Annotated in this window: 19 protein-coding genes and 1 tRNA gene; 5 read left to right on the plus strand and 15 right to left on the minus strand. The window is 28.5% G+C overall.

What is annotated here, in order from left to right:
- Window positions 1-22: 22 nt before the first annotated feature.
- The 3 genes from LN42_RS07180 to LN42_RS07190 are packed head-to-tail and all read left to right on the plus strand — an operon-like array spanning window position 23 to window position 2,993.
- Window positions 23-1,135 (plus strand): TM0106 family RecB-like putative nuclease, encoded by a 1,113-nt coding sequence (locus tag LN42_RS07180; RefSeq protein ID WP_014296856.1) that lies wholly within the window; start codon window positions 23-25, stop codon window positions 1,133-1,135.
- Window positions 1,135-2,037 carry a GTPase Era gene (gene era / locus LN42_RS07185; RefSeq protein WP_075780637.1) on the plus strand — a complete coding sequence of 301 codons (903 nt, stop codon included), beginning with the start codon at window positions 1,135-1,137 and terminating at the stop codon, window positions 2,035-2,037. The genes LN42_RS07180 and era overlap by 1 nt, the downstream gene beginning before the upstream one ends.
- A 35-nt stretch (window positions 2,038-2,072) precedes the next feature.
- On the plus strand, window positions 2,073-2,993 hold the full coding sequence (locus tag LN42_RS07190) for a nucleoside hydrolase (protein ID WP_014296858.1): 921 nt from the start codon (window positions 2,073-2,075) through the stop codon (window positions 2,991-2,993).
- A 50-nt stretch (window positions 2,994-3,043) separates the two neighbouring features.
- Here LN42_RS07190 and LN42_RS07195 read toward each other — a convergent pair whose 3' ends face one another.
- The 10 genes from LN42_RS07195 to LN42_RS07240 form a co-directional block, all read right to left on the minus strand.
- Entirely contained in the window at window positions 3,044-4,222 is a 1,179-nt protein-coding gene (locus tag LN42_RS07195) for an ABC transporter permease (protein WP_014296859.1), read from the minus strand.
- Window positions 4,219-4,905 (minus strand): ABC transporter ATP-binding protein, encoded by a 687-nt coding sequence (locus LN42_RS07200; RefSeq protein ID WP_014296860.1) that lies wholly within the window; start codon window positions 4,903-4,905, stop codon window positions 4,219-4,221. The genes LN42_RS07195 and LN42_RS07200 overlap by 4 nt, the downstream gene beginning before the upstream one ends.
- An 11-nt stretch (window positions 4,906-4,916) precedes the next feature.
- Window positions 4,917-5,897: an efflux RND transporter periplasmic adaptor subunit gene (locus tag LN42_RS07205; protein ID WP_014296861.1), complete on the minus strand. Its 981-nt coding sequence runs from the start codon at window positions 5,895-5,897 to the stop codon at window positions 4,917-4,919.
- Window positions 5,894-7,192, minus strand: coding sequence for a TolC family protein (locus tag LN42_RS07210; protein WP_075780638.1), 1,299 nt, complete (start codon window positions 7,190-7,192; stop codon window positions 5,894-5,896). Before LN42_RS07210 ends, LN42_RS07205 begins: the two co-directional genes overlap by 4 nt.
- A 13-nt stretch (window positions 7,193-7,205) precedes the next feature.
- The gene (locus LN42_RS07215) at window positions 7,206-8,231 is read right to left on the minus strand and encodes a hypothetical protein (protein WP_075780639.1); all 1,026 of its coding nucleotides are present in this window, start codon (window positions 8,229-8,231) and stop codon (window positions 7,206-7,208) included.
- A gap of 260 nt (window positions 8,232-8,491) precedes the next feature.
- The gene (locus LN42_RS07220; protein ID WP_014296864.1) at window positions 8,492-9,382 is read right to left on the minus strand and encodes a bifunctional enoyl-CoA hydratase/phosphate acetyltransferase; all 891 of its coding nucleotides are present in this window, start codon (window positions 9,380-9,382) and stop codon (window positions 8,492-8,494) included.
- Between the two features lie 28 nt (window positions 9,383-9,410).
- On the minus strand, window positions 9,411-10,259 hold the full coding sequence (locus LN42_RS07225) for a carboxypeptidase-like regulatory domain-containing protein (RefSeq protein ID WP_075780640.1): 849 nt from the start codon (window positions 10,257-10,259) through the stop codon (window positions 9,411-9,413).
- 25 nt (window positions 10,260-10,284) lie between these two features.
- Entirely contained in the window at window positions 10,285-11,763 is a 1,479-nt protein-coding gene (gene lnt, locus LN42_RS07230) for an apolipoprotein N-acyltransferase (protein WP_014296866.1), read from the minus strand.
- A 16-nt stretch (window positions 11,764-11,779) separates the two neighbouring features.
- Entirely contained in the window at window positions 11,780-12,751 is a 972-nt protein-coding gene (locus LN42_RS07235; RefSeq protein WP_148265158.1) for an ExsB family protein, read from the minus strand.
- The gene (locus LN42_RS07240) at window positions 12,736-13,203 is read right to left on the minus strand and encodes a metallophosphoesterase (protein WP_014296868.1); all 468 of its coding nucleotides are present in this window, start codon (window positions 13,201-13,203) and stop codon (window positions 12,736-12,738) included. The genes LN42_RS07235 and LN42_RS07240 overlap by 16 nt, the downstream gene beginning before the upstream one ends.
- 152 nt (window positions 13,204-13,355) lie before the next feature.
- Between LN42_RS07240 and LN42_RS07245 the strand changes: the two genes are divergently transcribed.
- Together LN42_RS07245 and LN42_RS07250 are read left to right on the plus strand one after the other, a co-directional pair.
- Window positions 13,356-13,432, plus strand: a tRNA-Arg gene (locus tag LN42_RS07245).
- 51 nt (window positions 13,433-13,483) lie between these two features.
- A complete protein-coding gene (locus tag LN42_RS07250) occupies window positions 13,484-13,756 on the plus strand; it encodes a stage V sporulation protein S (RefSeq protein ID WP_014296869.1) in 273 nt (90 codons plus the stop codon).
- A gap of 28 nt (window positions 13,757-13,784) precedes the next feature.
- On the opposite strand, the gene LN42_RS07255 is transcribed toward LN42_RS07250, so the two are convergent.
- Genes LN42_RS07255 through LN42_RS07275 form a run of 5 tightly spaced genes read right to left on the minus strand, consistent with a single transcriptional unit; the run spans window position 13,785 to window position 18,469 of the window.
- Window positions 13,785-14,438 (minus strand): HAD family hydrolase, encoded by a 654-nt coding sequence (locus tag LN42_RS07255; protein WP_014296870.1) that lies wholly within the window; start codon window positions 14,436-14,438, stop codon window positions 13,785-13,787.
- A gap of 15 nt (window positions 14,439-14,453) precedes the next feature.
- A complete protein-coding gene (locus LN42_RS07260) occupies window positions 14,454-15,704 on the minus strand; it encodes a hypothetical protein (protein WP_014296871.1) in 1,251 nt (416 codons plus the stop codon).
- Window positions 15,701-17,413, minus strand: coding sequence for a penicillin-binding transpeptidase domain-containing protein (locus LN42_RS07265; protein WP_014296872.1), 1,713 nt, complete (start codon window positions 17,411-17,413; stop codon window positions 15,701-15,703). Before LN42_RS07265 ends, LN42_RS07260 begins: the two co-directional genes overlap by 4 nt.
- A complete protein-coding gene (locus LN42_RS07270) occupies window positions 17,394-17,804 on the minus strand; it encodes a hypothetical protein (RefSeq protein WP_075780642.1) in 411 nt (136 codons plus the stop codon). The genes LN42_RS07265 and LN42_RS07270 overlap by 20 nt, the downstream gene beginning before the upstream one ends.
- On the minus strand, window positions 17,804-18,469 hold the full coding sequence (locus tag LN42_RS07275; RefSeq protein ID WP_171814212.1) for a hypothetical protein: 666 nt from the start codon (window positions 18,467-18,469) through the stop codon (window positions 17,804-17,806). The genes LN42_RS07270 and LN42_RS07275 overlap by 1 nt, the downstream gene beginning before the upstream one ends.
- Window positions 18,470-18,475: the final 6 nt, after the last annotated feature.

The raw sequence follows: 18,475 nt of genomic DNA on the forward strand, positions 1-18,475 counted from the left end.
ATAAAAAGTTGGAGCTGAAAAAATGGATTTGTTAAATTATCAAAATATAAAAAAATGTCCGTATTTTGTTTCAAGTTATAAAAGGCCGGGGAAATACTTTGATATAGAATTAAATGGAGTAAAAATTACAGCCAATTATGATGATTATGATAAAAGACGTAAGGTAATAAGGATATCGAGAGAATCAAGAAAATTAAAACTAAGTCATATATTTCATATAATTAGCGTATATCTTTACTTTAAAAAAAAGGGTAAAGAAGTACGCGGAGTTGAAATAACCTTAGAAAGCAAAATGCATTATTTTTCAGAAAGATGGATTATAAAAAAGCTTCCAACTTTTGAAAAAGAAATAGAAACCTTTAAACGATTAAATGAAAAAAATCCCGGCAATTATTGTAAATTCTGTAAATTAAAAAGCAGATGTCACAAAGAATTGCTTGAAAAAGGCAATCTAAATATAGTGCCTGGTATTTCAAAAAGTTACCTGAATCTTTTAAAGGATCTGGGAATTAATCCTTTAAAAACAGTTGAAAAAAATAGAATTGAGCAGGTTCCTCCGCAGTTCAGGAAACCATTATATAACTTAAAATCATTAATGGAAAATAAACCTATAATAATAAATAAATTTGATATTCCTGAGAAATACATAGTATATGATGTGGAAACTTATAAAGAACTTGATTTTCTTCATGGAATATTATATCAGGGAAAATATAAACCATTTTTAAATGTTCAGAATACAGATGATAACCTTGAAAAATTTTTGAAATTTTTAAAAGGAACAAAAGAGATAATTGTGCATTATGATGTATATGATATAAAAAGATTGCAATTAATTACCAAGAATCGTTCTCATTTATATAAATATCTCGATAAAATTGAAAACAGGTCATATGATTTATATGAAAAGATTCAAAAGAATGTGGCATTACCTGTAACTTCATACTCTTTAAAGGATATCAGTCGTTTCTTTGGATTTAAATGGAGAACAGACCTCAATGGATATGCAATATTTATTGAGTATAAAAACTTTCTGCGTGGAAATAAGGAAAGTCTGGATAAAATAATTACATATAATGAAGATGATTGCAGAGCTACTGAAAAAATAATGAAAAGCTTAAAGGAGCTGATGTAATGAAAAGCGGATTTGTTGCTGTAGCGGGAAAGCCTAATGTTGGGAAATCGACATTAATAAATGCATTAATGAAGAAAAAGGTTGTAATAGTTTCTGATAAACCACAGACTACAAGAAATAGGGTAAACTGTATCTTAAATACTGAAAATGCACAAATAGTATTGGTAGATACTCCGGGTATTCATAAACCCTTGCATAAATTTGGAGAATATATGGTAAAGATAGCGGTTAATGCCTTAAAAAGCCAGGATATGGTTTTATTCCTTGTTGATCCTATTGATCAGGTGAGGGAATCAGATATTAATATAGCTAAAATAATAAAAGAATCAAATATCCCAACAATATTGGTAATAAATAAAATTGATGCAGCAACACCAGAGCAGGTTCAGGAAGCAGAAACAAGAATAAAAGAAGCTTTTGAAGATGCAAAAAATTTAATAGAAATAATAAAAATTTCAGCATTAACAGGTGAAAATCTTGAAGTCCTTATGGATAAGATAATAGAAAATTTACCAGAAGGTCCACAATATTATCCAGAAGATATGGCAACAGACAGACCTCTTGCTTTTATGATTTCTGAATTAATCAGGGAGAAAATCTTCCATTTAACTTCAGAGGAAATTCCACATTCAACAGCTGTTGTTGTTGAGGAAATTACAGATAAAGAGGATCTGGTATATATTAGAGCTGAAATATATGTTGAAAGAAAGTCTCAAAAAGGTATTATAATAGGCCAAAATGGGCGTATGATAAAGAAGATAGGTATGCTTGCAAGGAAGGACATAGAAGCTTTATTAGACGATAAGGTATATCTTGATTTATATGTAAAAGTAAAAGAAAAATGGAGAAAAAAAGACTCGATAATCTTAAACACAATAGGATTAAAAGATGATTTAGAATAATTGTTTATTATATATATTTGACTGGGGGGGAAAATGTGAAAAGAAAGATAATCCTTGACTGTGATCCTGGACACGATGATGCAGTGGCAATATTACTTGCAGGTATTTCAGAAAAAATAGATTTATTGGGAATAGTGTCTGTTGCAGGTAATTCATATGTAGAAAATACTACACGAAATGCATTAATACTTACGGAAATGGGAAAAATAAATGTTCCTGTCTTTCAGGGTTCTGCGAAACCTTTAATAAGAGATCAAATAGTGGCACCGGATATTCATGGAGAAAGTGGTCTGGAAGGAGCAAACCTTCCTTTACCTACAAAAAAGGTTGAAGAGAAAAATTACTTAGAATTTATGGCTGAAAAGGTAAAGGAAAATCCTGGCAAAATAACCTTTGTTGCTGTGGGTCCTTTAACAAATATCGCCAAATTTGCTCTGAATTATCCGGAATTAGTTTCACAGGTAGAAGAACTGGTAATAATGGGTGGAGGAATAGAATTTGGAAATGTGAAACCGCGTGCGGAATTTAATATATATGCGGATCCAGAAGCAGCGCAAATAGTTTTTAATGCTGGTTTTAACCTTACAGTATTTCCACTTGATGTTACACATCAGGCAAAGATACATATGAATGAAATAAAAGAAATGCAAAAATTCAGTTCTGAGATAGTATCAAAGATGGGAATTTTATTGGAATTTTTTCACCAGACATATTATGATGTTTTTAAAATAGAAGGAGCACCTTTACATGATCCATGTACAATAGCTTATTTAATAAAACCGGAGTTATTTGAATTCAAAGAATATTATGCTCAGGTTGAGGTAAAAGGCGAATTGACATATGGAGAAACAGTAGTTGATTACTGGCAATTTGAAAAACCAAATTCAAAATGGGCATTGAAGGTAAATAGAGAAGAATTTATAAAATTATTATTTGAAGAATTAAAAAAATATTAGTAAATATAATAAAAAACAACAAAAGCCTATATGGCTTTTGTTGTTTTTTATTATTCATATCTTAAAGAATCAACCGGGTTAAGTTTAGAAGCTTTTACAGCAGGAGACACTCCAAAAAATAGGCCTATACTCATAGAAATAAGAACAGTCATTATTATCTGATTAATATCAAAGAACGGAGTAATCTTTATTAATATACCAATACCTTTTGATACGTATAATCCTATAATAAGTCCAATTATTCCAGCCACTGTTGTTAAAAAGATTGATTCTGTTAAAAATTGCATAAGTATATTAGCGTTTGTAGCACCAATAGCTTTTTTTATACCAATTTCACGAGTTCGTTCAGTAACAGAAACGAGCATTATATTCATAATACCTATACCGCCAACAAGCAATGAAATTCCAGCCACAATACCAAAAACAAGATTTAACATATTTGTTATTTCATTAACAGTTCCCAGCATCTCTGTTTGACTGTATATTTCAAAGTATTTTTTATCTTTTATCTTGTTTTTTAGAAAAAATTGAATTTCTGCTTTTGCCTGTTCAATAACTGCTCCATTTTTGGCTTTGGCAAAAAATTCATTTATAGCATTGGTTTTTAAAATTCGTTCAATTAATGTAGTATAAGGTATAAAGATACTATTAGCGACATTGAGGAACATGTTAATGTCTTTTTTCTTTAAAACGCCTACAACTTTTAATTTTATAACTCTGTCTTTAATTTTTAATTTTATATATTTTCCTATTGGGAATTCATGTTTAAACAATTTTTGAGCTATATTTTCTCCTATCATAGCAACCATTAAACGTGCTTTATTATCGGCGTCATTTATTAATCGCCCTTGTAATATTTCCAATTTATATAATTTTATAAAATCATTTGTTGTTCCAAATGTTTGACCGGGAAATTTGTTTTTTCTGTATGATGCTTCTGCAAAACTTGATATATTAGGAGTTATTTCGGAAATATATTGAGAATTTTTTTTGAAAGTCTCTAATTCTTTTATAGTAATTTTTTCTTTAGGAGAATAAGCATATGCGATAATTATATTGGATCCAATGGATTCAATATCTTTTTTTACTGAATATGTAGCTCCATTTCCAAGAGATAATACAACTATAACAGCCATTACACCTATTATTATTCCAAGCATTGATAAAAATGATCGCATTTTATTTCCAAATAATGATCTGAAAGCTTCTTTTATCATTTCTATAATCATTTGAAACTCTCCTTTTGTATTAATCCGTCTTTCAAATAAATATTATGTGTTCCAAGACTTTCTAAATCAGGATCGTGTGTAACAATAATTACAGTCATTCCAGATTTATTGAGATCTTTTAATATATTTATAATATCTTCACCGCTTTTTGAATCCAGATTTCCTGTGGGTTCATCTGCCAGTATATATTGTGGGTCATTTGCAAGTGCTCTTGCAATTGCAACTCTTTGCATTTGTCCTCCAGAAAGTTGCGAGGGTTTATGATGAATTCTATCACCTAATCCAACCATTTCCAATAATTCTTTGGCTTTTTTTCGTCTTTTAGAAGATGGAAGTCCTTTATAAATCATTGGTAATTCAACATTTTCCAATGCAGTAAGTTTTGGTAATAAATTAAATTGTTGAAATACAAAGCCTATTTTTTCTCGCCTGATACGGGCTAATTTTTTTTCTGAAAGATTACTTACATCCATATTGTCTACATATACTTTTCCAGAGGTTGGAGTATCAAGACACCCTATTATATGAAGAGTTGTAGATTTTCCAGAGCCAGAAGGTCCCATAATTATAACAAACTCTCCAGCTTTTATCTTAAAATTAATCCCATCAAGTGCATTTACATTAACTTCTCCCATTTTATAGACCTTTTTAACATCTTTTACTTCAAAAATCACCTTTTCCATTATTTCACCTTCTAAAAAATGGAAAGATTTTTATCTGCAGCTTTAATCATTATTGTATCACCATCTTTTAATCCTTCTTTTACTTCTATAAAATCATCAGTAATTAATCCTATTTTTATTTCTTTCTTTTCAATTTTTGGATTTCCATTTTCATCAACACCATTTTTGATTTTTACATAGGTTTTTTCATTTTCAAAAATTACAGCATCTGATGGAATTTTTATTATATCTGTAAGATTTAACGTTGTAATTTCACCTTCTGCAGTTGCTCCAAAGTAAATCTTTTTGTGTTTATCGCTATTTTTAGTAATGATTTTCGCTTTTATTTTCACTTTATCAGATGAACCTTTTTCAACAGTTCCTGGCGAAATATAGGAAATTACTCCCTCAAAATATTCCCCGGAAAGTCCATTGATTTTTAATTTTATTTTTTGATTTAATTTAATTTTATTATAGTCAAAAATGTCAATATATCCAATAAATTCTAATGTTGAATCATCTGCTATTATGCATAATTTTTGTTGAGAAGGCAAAATATCTCCTTTTCTTACATTTAATCCAAATATTATACCGTTGATAGGAGCTTTTATAAGCGTATTTTCATAATTTAGTTTAGCTTTTTCATAAGATAATTTTTTAATTTTTTCTTCCAATGTATTTGTACCCTTCACTTCTTCATAAGCTAATTGAGCATTTAACATGGAAATCTTATAGTCAAGATCGTCCACTTTCAAAATTTTATCCCCTTTTCTTAGATACTGCCCGTTTTTAGTAAATATTTCCTTTACTTCTCCGCCTATTTTTGAGTATATTATATAGAAATTTTCAGGATATACATATCCGTCTACATTAATAAATTCCGTTAAATCCCCTTTTTTTACAACATATTCTATTTCATTATTTATATTTGAAAAAGCTTTATTTGCATTACAGGATATTAATATCATAATAAGAGCTAAAATAATAGAGATAACAATTATTTTTCTTTTCATCTATTTAATTCCTCCTCAAAAATACTTATAATATCATATCCAAGGACATTATATAATGTAAGTTTATCAAATAACAGTTCAGCTTTTATTCTTTCATATTCAAAATGTGTTTTTAACATATTTATTTTTTCAAGTTTTAATTCATTTAAACTCAAATATCCTTTCTCGTATTGTTTTTTTGCAGTTTCATAATTGATTTCAGAAATCTGCTTTTCAAGATCAATACTTTTAAGCTGTAATTCGTCGTTATTTATTTTCTCCTGGATGTTTTTTATTTCGGTGAAAATAGCATTTAATTTGTTCTTATATTTTTTTAATGAAATAATATAATCCATATCCATGCTTTTTTTCGTATTTTGTCGATAGTTGTTATCAAATATATTGTATGAAAAATTTAAAAATATTGTTGTATCTGTTTTATAGCTATTGGTTAAATCGTTTTTATTATAATTCATTAAAATTCCCATATTTATATCAGGAAGATCATAAACAAATTTTCTTTTGAGCTTTGCTTTGTTTTTTTCAACTTCAAGAAGAGCAGCTCTTATATCTTCTCTATTTAATGGAATTTCCGTTATTGTTGAGGGTATAGAGAGTTCAATTAATATAACATCGGGGATATTATATTCTTTAATTTTATTAATAGATATCTGCAGATTATTAATAGATATCTTTTCATTTAAATAATTTTTTTGAAGAGTTAGATATTCTATTTTTCCAATAATGCCTTTTACATACTTCTTTTTAGCCTCATAGAACAATTGTTTCCTTATTTCAAAAGCTTCTTTTTGAAGATTTAATAAATTACTATAATAATTATAATAATAAGCGTTTTTTAAAGTATTTATAAATAGAGAATTTTTTAAATTTTTTAATTCCCATTTTGTGGATAATAATAAAATCTTTTTATCTATATTATTTAAATCATCAAAAGAAAATAATTTTTTAGAAATGCTAACAGAGTAAGAATTATTATTGTTGTTAAAATCAGACGTATATTTGAGGGTTCCAATAATATCAAAACCATAAATTTTCATATTTAAAGATAAAGGAATTTCAAGTTGCTTAAAATTATTGTTGTCGTAAAATCTGCTTGTAAATACACCTTCATTGATACCTATATTTTTTAAGATAGATTCTTCCATTTTTAGATTATTCAAAGCATTATTATAAGAATTTAAAGCCATTAAATATTGAGTATCATTTTCTATTTTTTCAACTATTTTATCAACGAAATTTGCAAATATTGTAAGGGTCAATAATGTCCAGAATAAAATTAAAAAGCTTTTTTTCATAATCTACACCTCATTAATTTAAAGAGATGATTTCTTCAATACAACTCTCAAAATCGCTTCCTTCTAAGGATATAAGATCTATATAAACTGAAACAACTTCATTATATTTTAAGGTTATTTGATTTAATGTGGAAAGATAATCAATCTTTAATTGATTATACTGTGTTTTTTCAATAAGTCCATTTTTTAATTTCATTTCAGCATTTTTTAATTGTAATTTGATATATTCCTGTTGAAGTTTATTTATTCTAATTTCATTCAGCAAACTGTTAAATCTGTTTATTAAGTCATTTATTTGTTTTTCTTTTAAATTTTTAACTTTTAAAAGATTATATTGCCCTTTTTTAAATTCTATTTCTTTCTTTTTTAGTTCAAATCCGCTTAGAATATCTTTTGTGGCATTAAATTCTTCTTCCAGAATTTCATAATTTAGCATTTGCCTTTTTAAATCAATATCATTATTCATTAATGATTTAATATCAAAGTGTTTTTTGGTTATTTTATCCTCATTTACAACAATATTATTTAAATTTATTTGCGAAATTCCACAAAACTTTTTGAATTCATCTATTATATTGTTATATTTTTCATTTATCGTATCATATATGTACTTAGCGTTTTTTAGTTGATATTCAGCATTTAATAATTCTATTTTGCTTATGAGATTTTTATTGTATAATTTTTGAGATTTTTCATAGTTATATTTAGCATTTTCGTAGTTTAATTTTTTAATATTTAAATCTCTTGCAGTTACATCAAGATTGAATAGATAATTTAAAAATCTTTTGTATAAATCCTTTTGTGTATTTAAATAATACCCGGTTTTATCTAAATGCATTATTTCACTTTTTATTAATGCTATAGTACTATCTGCTGTGATTCTGGCATTTTCATATTCCATAAGTTGTTTTTCCCTGCTTAACTCATTTAACAGATAATCCACGTTATTTTCTTTGAAAGAAGAGATATAATCTTTAATTCCTTCTGCATAAACAATAACGGTACCAATTAAAAGTAAAATAACAAAAAACTTTTTCACAATCCCACTCCTTTCATAATGTGAATAAATTCTTTTTTCTCGATATAATATTATATCATTTTTTTCTATGGTTTCAACCATAAAAATAAAATTTAACTGAAAATTAACAAAAAAATTTAAAAATAATCTTGTAATTTACTTTTTATCGTATTATATGAATTTGTCAATATTAGTGTTTTTTAAATAAAGTAAAATTGAAACAGAATAATAAAAAGCCTGATTCATAATGAATCAGGCTTTTTGTTTATTAAACTTATAAATTATTTTTCTGATTTTAATACAGCAAGTGCAAGTGATGCAAGTTTTGACTCGGCTGTGTCAGCTCTTGATACAATAACTATAGGAGCTTTTGCACCTAAAACAAGACCAGCTATTTTACCGTTTGCCAGGTAAACAGCAGCTTTTCCAAGAACATTACCAGCATGAATATCTGGTACAACAAGGATATCTGCATGACCAGCAACATCGCTTTTAATCTTTTTGATTTTTGCTGCCATTTCGCTCAATGCATTGTCCAATGCCAAAGGTCCGTCAACTGTACAGCCTTTAATTTGACCTCTTTTGTTCATTTGTGTGATAATTGCTGCATCCATTGTCTCTGGCATATCTGGATTTACAACTTCAACAGCGGCTAATAATGCAACCTTTGGATTTTCAATTCCCATTGAATGAGCTAATTCAACAGCGTTGTTGATTATAGCAACCTTTTGATCTAATGTAGGTTTTATTATCATTCCACCGTCTGTTACTAATTTTAATGAATCAAGTGCATCTGTTTCAACTATTGCTACATGGCTTAATACGCTTCCTGTTCTAAGACCCCATTCTTTATTTAATACAGCTTTTAATAATTTTGATGTTTTTATTAAACCTTTCATTACAATATCTGCTGCACCTGAAGAAACTAATCTAACTCCCTGTTCTGCGGCTTCTTCTTCTGTTTTTGCGTCGATTATATCGAATTCTTTTCCTAATTCCTTTAAATTTTCTTCAATAATTTCTTTGTTACCAACTAATACAGGTTCTACAAAACCTTCGTCGTATGCGGCAGAAACAGCCTTTAAAGCCTCTTTATCTTCTGCACCAACTACTACAACCCTTTTTTTGTTTACTGTTTTTGCTTTTTCAATAACATCTTTTAAAGTTCTCAACCTGAATTCCCCCTTTATATAAGAGTTTTTATTGATCACCTATTGAAATATTAATTTGAACGGTGGCAGGTTCTAATTCAATATATCTTGCAAGATAGTAAGAATATCCCAGATCAGGATCATTCTCGTAATAAAAAGTAGCATTACTTTTTGCGACACCGATATTATAAATTCCTGGTCCAAGTTTTATTTTATTAAACTTAAAATATCCATCTTTATTGGTAATTGTTGAATATAATACAGTTGAATTATCTGTTGGAAGTATTAAAACAACTCTTCCAGGTTTTGGGGTTGCCAGTTCTCCTAAGTCTGAATTGTCATATACATGTCCTTCTATAGTTCTATAATCTGCTTCGGTATCTGCAACAGTCCATGCCCGTATTATTGGCGAAAACTCTTCAAGCGATGAATTATATGAATTTCCAATATCAAAATCAATGATTAGGTTATAAGTTCTTCCGGCACTTATAGAATCAATATTAACTGTAATATCCATTTCAGTTGATGAAATAGATATGTTCTTTGTTTTATCTTCTTCTACAATTGTTGCCGTTGGTGAAAGAATTACAGAAATTTTAGCGTTTTTTAAGTTTTTTTCGTTAATATTAAATTCTTTGATCTTTTCAAGAGTTCCAGCAAGTGTAAGAAAATTTTTTTCATAATTGCTTAATAATTCAATATTGGTGGAATCAGAGGTTAATTTCATTGATGCGACCTTTAAAGTTGCTTCTGAAATGCTTTCATCTGGTGCATCGGTTAGATAAACAATTATTTTGGTTAATTCTTCTGAGGGTTGAGGTTTTGGTTTAACGCATCCGGTTAATGAGAAAAGGAAAATAATGAGTATCATTGTGGTTATAAATACTTTTTTTAGCAAAATTTTTCACCTCTTTTTATTTTATTTATATAAGACTAAAGATTATTGCTAAAATAAGGATAATTACAATTATGATATTTGCATATTTTGTATAGAATGTAATTTCGTTATTTAATGGAACTGAAAATTGAGCACCTTTATATGTATGTGTTGGTAATGTGTTTATTATTCTTCCGTATTTATCTACTATTCCGGTAATACCGGTATTTGAAACCTGTATAAATGTTCTTCTGTTTTCTGCCGCTCGTAAAACAGATTTGGAAAAATGTTGTAGTAGAGCTGTTTTATGAGAAAACCATCCATCATTACTTATGGCGACTAAGAATTGAGCACCGTTTTTTGTGAAGTTTCTTGAAAGTTCTGGAAAATATGTTTCAAAACAGATTTGAACACTGAATTTTTTGCCATTTAAGTTGAGTATAGAGTATTCATCACCTGGTGTGTAAAAGCTTACTAATTTAAAGAAAGAAAATAAGCTGAAGACGCTTTTATATGGTAGAAACTCTGCAAAAGGCATTAATCTAATTTTGTTATATATATTTTCTATTTCACCATTTTTGTTTATGTATATAGCGCTGTTATAATATTCACGTTTTTCATAATCAACAGTGGGAAAACCCATGAGCCAGTTTTTATCTGATAACTTAATGGCTTCTTTAATGACTTTGAATATTTCATCGTTTCTTATGTCTTTTATAAATACAGCTTCTGGCAGGATTAATAGTTCAGAATTATCCTTGCTTTTTTCTATGTATTTTGATATTTCAACATATGATTTCCACATGTCATTTGAGTATTTTACTTCCTGAGGAACATTTGTCTGGAATACACTGATTTTAACGGAATTTTCTGAGGTGTTTATCATAGGTAATTTTTCTGAGATTGTAAAGTTTATTATATATAGTATGCCTATAATAAAAATACCGATTTTAAGTCTTTCGCGTTCAGGTGAAAATGCAATATATGCATTAACGAATAATATTAATATGGTAAGTCCAATACTACCTGTAAAAGGGAGTATTTGTAGAAATCCTGTGTGCATGTAAAGCGCATCGGATAAGTTTGCACCTGTAAATGCAAGGTCTCCAAATTGTTTTAAAATTTCAGCTGCTGCATATGAGAATACAGAAAATAGTATTAAAGATGTTTTGTTTATAACGCGCGATTTTCTGAAATATAATTCTCCTAAAATCCATATAATATAATATGGAATTGTAAGTATTAGAATCATAAGCAGATATGAGAAAAAGCCTATATATCCCGGGAATGTTTTTATTACCTCGGGAATGTTTTTGGTTAAAACAGGTACTTCCCACCATAATGTGGTTACCATTAACGAATAACTATATAAAAAGACTTTTATCAGTCTTTCTAATGTTTTTTTTGAGTTTACAAATGAATATATAAATGGAGCAACAGAAAACCAGACGAGAAATGAAGATAAATTTCCCGGCATTGATAATCCAGTTAAAATTCCTGAAATCAAAGGCAAAATATAGTTCAAAATATCCCTCCTGAAATTATTTCATGTATTCAAAATCTACTACATGGAATGTTGCAAGTCTTTCGTTTTTACTTTTTTTCCATTCTATTTCTATTGGTGCAGCAAATTCTGGTTGTAATCTTCCTTTGTCTACCCAATATTTTGATTCTTTATGGTTAAATATACCAGGATTTACGCTTATTGTTAATTTTATAGGCTTGTTTACAATATAGACTTCATCAATGCTTTTTTCTGAATTTAAGATATCTATAATTTCATTGTATATTTCCTCAGGTGGATATGGTTTTATGTTTATTAAAGCAATATTTTTTGATAAAGGACCTATTATTTTTACATTAGCAATTTCTCTTTTGTAGTTATATTTGTCTAAAATGTCATGTATTATTTCATTTGCAAAAGAAACAGCTCTTCCGTGATAATTCATGTTTATTAATAATTTTAAGAGATGTTTTAATTTACAACCTTCTCTATGGGCATTTTCTCCAACTTTTCTGATTTTAATGTTATATATTTTAATAATTTCCCTTAATTCTTCTTTTGTTAAGCCAATAATGGGTGAATAGAGATTGTTCATTACTTTTATTTCTGTTTTTCCCCATGAGTCCGATTGATTTGCACCTGTTGCAACAAGTTTATCTCCTGCAACAGACTTTACTCCTGACATTTTAAGTTTTCTAGTACATTGATTACAGTTTGGTCCTTTTTTCATTATTTTGTATTGTGCCATGTGCTTGTCAGTAAATATAATTTCAAGATCCAAATCCTCAGCGGTTCTTAAAACAGATTCTATACTTTTTGAATAAGCAAATGGACCAAATAATACGTTTACTAATTTTACGCGGTTTTTCCCCAAAGCTTCTTTTGCTAAAAATGCTGTTACTGTGCTATCCATGCCGCCAGAAAAGGCTACGTATAATATGTCGTCTTTTACTAAATCCTTTATTTCTGCTTTGATCTGTTCAACCTTTTTTTCTATATTTTCTGGAATTTCAAAGATACTTCATCACTCCCTATTTCCAATATTGCATAACTGTTTTCACAAAATGCGCCTGGATTTATGCATCTAATATTATTTATTATTCTGTCATCAGGTCTGTGCGTATGTCCGTATATCATAATATCAATATTGCTGAATCTTTTTATAAGACGCTCAGGGTCTCCCCATCCTGCCTGATGTCCGTGTATAATTCCAATTTTTTTGCCTTCAATATTTATAATACGTTTTTCAGGTAATGAATATTTTACATCATAATAATCTGCATTTCCATATACGCCAATAAACTCAGGTGACTGAGCTTTAAAATAAAAAATAACCTCTTCTTCTATAAAATCACCTGAGGCTATAATATAATCATATTTTGAATAATCAATTTTTTCCAATTGCAAATACGTGCTGCGTGTTGGAATATGAATATCTGAAATTAAGAGTATTTTTTTCATATATATCACCCACTTTTATTATACCAGATTTTTTATAAACTTCTTATTAAATTTCTATTGTTCAATGAGAAAATAGAATACAGTATGCAAAAATTTTCTTTTTATCACTTGATTAAATTCGATTTTTACAGTATAATATATAAGGAAGTCTTGCACCTGTAGCTCAATTGGATAGAGCGTCGGACTTCGGATCCGCAGGTTGGGGGTTCGAATCCCTCCAGGTGCGCCATTACACGCCAATAATCGCAGAAATAGTATTAAAAAAAGGGAGGTAAGATTTATGGCAGAAGTAGAAGTATTAAAAGTTGCTGCAAACTCAAAACCTATTGCTATCGCTGGCGCATTAGCTGCAATTATAAGGGAAAAGGGGAAAGCTGAAATCCAGGCTATTGGAGCAGGTGCTGTTAATCAGGCTGTAAAAGCAGTTGCTATTGCACGTGGTTATGTAGCACCAAGCGGGATTGATCTTGTATGTATTCCAGCATTTGTTGATGTAAAAATCGATTCAGAAGAAAGAACAGCTATAAAGTTCGTTGTTCAACCAAGAAAATAAAAAGGGCTTAACGCCCTTTTTATTTTTTTTATATTGTATTATAAGCACTTTCTATTATTTTATTTTTTATTGTTAAAAGTTCTTTTATGTCATATATTATAAAATCTGCATCTTTTACTTCTTCCAGTGCATAGCCATATGTACAACCCACAGATAATATTCCATTCTTCTTTGCTGCATCTACGTCTTTATGTCTATCTCCAATCATAACAAAATCTTTCTTCCCGTTGGTTATTAGTTTTAATACATAATCCTTTTCTGCCCAGTTATACATTTCAGAACAATGTGGGAAATCTATGTATTTATTTAATTCTTTTTCCAACAATGCGTTTAAATATTTTTTGTTGCAATTGGAAAGTATATATAATGTGTGATTTTCGTTTTTTAATGTTTTTAGTACTTCGATTGCGCCGTCAAAAAAGATTTCATTTTTAGGAAGTTTTTCTATTATTTCAATTTCGTATTTATCAAGCAATTTTATGGCTTTTTCTATAATTTCGGGGTCTTTTGTGTTTAAAAGACCATAAAAGATGTCATCTATTGTATAACCTATGTATTGTAAGATTTCTTCTTTTTCAATGTTAGGATTATATCCAAGATCTTTTAATAATTGTCTTATTGCAGGTATTGCAATGTTTTCTGTATTGATTAATGTTCCATCGAGGTCAAATATAAAATTCACTTTTTCACCGCCATTTTAGTAACTCATTATATTTTCTTTTAATTTTAATTCTATGAATCCTTTATCTTTAATCACTCCAAATAATTCGATATAATCCCCAAAAACCTTTTTCTCAATATTATTTAAATTGGATTTTATATTTTCAAGGTTTACAGAATATCCGGTTATTTTGATTTTGAATTTTTTAGTTGTAGTAGAGCTGTTTGTTAGATTTATCCTGTATGTTTTTTCAATGTAATCTTTTGTTCTGTATTCATTTAAAAGTATTATATCGGCTTTTACATTCCAGCCTTTTCCAAGATTTATTTCAGCATAGTCATTTATGGAAGTTTTTGTAAGCTTTGAAACTTTGTTTATAAATTCTGTTTTTCCATTTTTTGTGTATATTCTAAAATCTCCTGAAATAAGAGGAACACCTAAACCGTTTTCTTTTGAATTTAAGAACCTTCTTAAAACATCGAGGTATCTATTTTTTATTGAACCAGAATAAAAATCAAATGTGAGATACTGTATGTCTTCGTATTTCTTTATTTTACCAAGTGAAACTACTTTATTGAAATCTCCATTAAAAGGCAATATTTTTCCAATGTTTATTATTGTGGATTCATTAATTAATTGAGGTATATCATAGTTTTCTACAGGTCTTTCCATTGCAAGTGATTTTGAGTAATAATTTTCTTTAATTTGTGGTTTTGCAGTTTGTGTAAAGTTTTCATTTATTAGTATTGTATCGTATTCCTGGTTTAATCTTCCGGATATTTTATATGTTGCATATAATGTTCCGTCATCTTTCATATCATATACTATATCCCATTTCATAGGGGTGGATATTAATATTAATCCTTTAATCTTTTTTGCAGTTAGAATTTTATTATTAAAGAGTTTATTGAGATTTTCTTTTTCTGTTTTACACCACATTTTTAGATTATTATCAAAGTAATAGATAAATGCCGGATTAAATGTATCTTCTATTATAAGAGGATTTTGGTTTAATATTTTTACCCTGCCATTTATAGCTTCATGAAGTTTTTCATTGTTTCCTATTATTCTAAAAGCTACGTCCTCAGGAGCCGGGAAGGATATACTGTAATATTCGGCATTTTCTATGAAGATTACAGATTGGTCTTTTTCCAGAGAAAACTTAAAATTTTCTGTCCATGGCAATTCTTTGCTTATAATTCCAGTATTTCTAAATATCAGTAATTTATCTCCAAAAACTGAAAATGCAAACAGAATTAACAATGATAAAATTAAAATTTTTTTCATTTTTTGTTTTCCCCCTTTAAATAAAGATATTTTTCTAAAGCTTTTCGTGCTATTGGAGCAGCCACTGCGGAACCGTAGCCACCATTTTCAATAAAGGATACAATGGATACTTCTGGCGAGTTTGCAGGCATAAATCCGGCAAACCATGAATGAGGCGATTTTCCTCCCATTACTTCTGCTGTTCCAGTTTTACCAGCAACTAATTCTTTGAAGTCCTTAAAAACATGATATGCCGTTCCGCCGTTTGAACTATCACCGGGATATGTTGTAACTTCAACTAATCCCTTTAATATATTAAAATAATTAAATTCATTTATTGGATGATAAAAATCAAGATGCTTTTCAAAATTTTTAAAATTTCCTGTTATATTTGTTATATATTTGTCCATTACATGAAATCTATAGTATTTTCCCTGTGTGCTTAATATATTATATAATCGCAAAATACTTATTGGAGTAAATTGCATATATCCCTGACCTATTGAAGTTAAAACAGTTTCCCCAATATACCAGTCCTGATGGAATTTTTCCTGTTTCCATGTTCTACTTGGAAATATTGAATTGACTTCTCCTGTTAAATCTATATTTGTTTTTTTGGATAATTTAAATGCACTGGCGTATGAACTCATTGTATCAATACCGAGTTTTAGACCAAGTTCATAATAATATAAATTACATGATACACGTAAGGATTTTACAAGGTTTGTTATACCATGACCAAATATATTCCAATCATAATATTCAGCTATAATTTTTCCTGAAGAATTTTTTAGTTCAAACTTTCCATCACACATTATTGTGGATTCCGGAGAAATTCCCTCTTCCAATCCAACCAGCGCAAAAAAAGGTTTTATAACAGAACCCGGAGCATAAGTGGTAGAAATAGCCCTGTTAACCAATGGTTGCTTTGTGTCGTATAAAATTTTCTTCCATTCCCTTATTGTTAGTCCTGAAGAGAATAGATTGGGTTCTACAGAAGGATAACTTACCAACGCCAGAATATCCCCATTATTTGGGTTTGACATTATTACTGCGCCGGGTTTTTTATATTTTTCTATTTCATCATATATAAACTTTTGAAGTCTATAATCAATTGTAAGATATATATCTTTTCCTTTTATAGGCGATACTTCTTCGAGAACTTTTTTTACACGACCGCCTGGGGTTATTTTAGCTATTTGATATCCGGGTTTTCCTTCAAGAATATCATTATAAACTTTTTCTATTCCATATAATGGTTTTCCATCTGAGTTTACATAACCAACAATAGGATATATAGATTTGTCTTTATATTTCCTTACGTATTTTTCAGATATTCTAAAACCTTTAAGATTATTTAGTGTTTTAATACCAGCAGGTGTTAATTTTACAGTAATCTTTTTTTGAAATAGCAGTTTATCAATATATGTTTCAGGAGAATCACTGATTTCTGAGAATACTTTTCTTAATTTTTCATATGTTTCTTCAGAAAATGATTCATTGAAATTTTCAATTACATACTCCTTTTCATTCCAGGCCAATAAGATTCCGTTTTTATCGTATATATTTCCTCTAATTGCGTTGAGAGTGATAATTCTTGTACTTAGTTCATCAACATCACGGGCATATTTTTTATGGTTTATTATTTGCAAATATCCACTTCTCATTATTAAAAAAGCAAAGGAGATAAATATTACATAGATTATACTTCTAAAGCGTGATTCTTTCATTTTTTCCAACCCTTCCGGTTATAATAAAATGGGCTATGGCTATTAGTATATAAGAGATTATAAGTGTATAGAAATTTTTGTTTAATAATGCCAGAAAAAATAGAGGAGGAAGTGTGCTTATTATACTTCTAAAAAAACTTTTTTCTAAAAATTCCAAGAGTTTTCCAGAAGCAATTGTGATTAAAAAGAATACAATTGTCATTCCTCCAATATCATATTTGGAGGAAAAGTATATTATTGAGTATAAAAATGAGAAGAATATCAGCTTTTCGGGTTTTGTATATTGAACAATTAAAAAAACTATACCAAAGGTAAAGAAAAGTATGTCTCCAAACCATCTATCCCAGGAAACGGAAATTAATGTCATTAGTGTTATATATAAAATATCCATTATTCCACCTCTAATTCTGAAAATAGGAATATATCCGCTTGTGGAATGTCATTTTTAAAGAAATAAGAAGTATTTGATTTTATATATGCGGTCCCTTTAATATAAACTTTTGATTGAAGCCAGTTTTTATATGAAATTAAAATCTTATAATTTTTGCCATTTTCAAAAAGTTTTATGCCTTCTGGAATATGAATAATAAGATTTCCATTTCCTGTTTCCTTTATTAAAATATCGTATCCATCATATCTTCCGAAAAATTCTCTTTTTCCCCATCCGAGCTTTTGAACAACAATTTCACCCCTTAAATTTTCTTCCACAAATCCTGAAATAATATTTTCTTTTGAAAAACATATACTGTTTTTTCTGACGTTTTTTGAACTTTTTATATATATATATCGTTCATCTTCATTTATATATATTCCAGGGGTTAAAGATAAAGATATGTTAGTTTCTTTAGTTTTTATGGAATAGCTTTTCGTGGATTCTACTATTTTATTTTCTAAAATATTTAAATAATCTCTATTTTTTATAGTTAAAAGATAATTATTTCGCAGGTCAACAAAAACAATATCCAGAGGGTAATTTACTCTGGATATAATAAAATTTATATGAGGGTATATAGTTGATATAACAGATAAAAGTATTAAAGAAATTAAGTAATACAAAAACTT

The organism is Marinitoga sp. 1137 (genome assembly GCF_001941525.1).
Lineage (GTDB): Bacteria > Thermotogota > Thermotogae > Petrotogales > Petrotogaceae > Marinitoga > Marinitoga piezophila.

Bases quoted from the DNA above. Each gene is read 5' to 3' on its own strand.
- LN42_RS07180 (WP_014296856.1), top strand. From the start codon at position 23: ATGGATTTGTTAAATTATCAAAATATAAAAAAATGTCCGTATTTTGTT.
- era (WP_075780637.1), top strand. From the start codon at position 1,135: ATGAAAAGCGGATTTGTTGCTGTAGCGGGAAAGCCTAATGTTGGGAAA.
- LN42_RS07195 (WP_014296859.1), bottom strand. From the start codon at position 4,222: ATGATTATAGAAATGATAAAAGAAGCTTTCAGATCATTATTTGGAAAT.
- LN42_RS07200 (WP_014296860.1), bottom strand. From the start codon at position 4,905: ATGGAAAAGGTGATTTTTGAAGTAAAAGATGTTAAAAAGGTCTATAAA.
- LN42_RS07205 (WP_014296861.1), bottom strand. From the start codon at position 5,897: ATGAAAAGAAAAATAATTGTTATCTCTATTATTTTAGCTCTTATTATG.
- LN42_RS07210 (WP_075780638.1), bottom strand. From the start codon at position 7,192: ATGAAAAAAAGCTTTTTAATTTTATTCTGGACATTATTGACCCTTACA.
- LN42_RS07240 (WP_014296868.1), bottom strand. From the start codon at position 13,203: ATGAAAAAAATACTCTTAATTTCAGATATTCATATTCCAACACGCAGC.
- LN42_RS07250 (WP_014296869.1), top strand. From the start codon at position 13,484: ATGGCAGAAGTAGAAGTATTAAAAGTTGCTGCAAACTCAAAACCTATT.
- LN42_RS07260 (WP_014296871.1), bottom strand. From the start codon at position 15,704: ATGAAAAAAATTTTAATTTTATCATTGTTAATTCTGTTTGCATTTTCA.
- LN42_RS07265 (WP_014296872.1), bottom strand. From the start codon at position 17,413: ATGAAAGAATCACGCTTTAGAAGTATAATCTATGTAATATTTATCTCC.
- LN42_RS07270 (WP_075780642.1), bottom strand. From the start codon at position 17,804: ATGGATATTTTATATATAACACTAATGACATTAATTTCCGTTTCCTGG.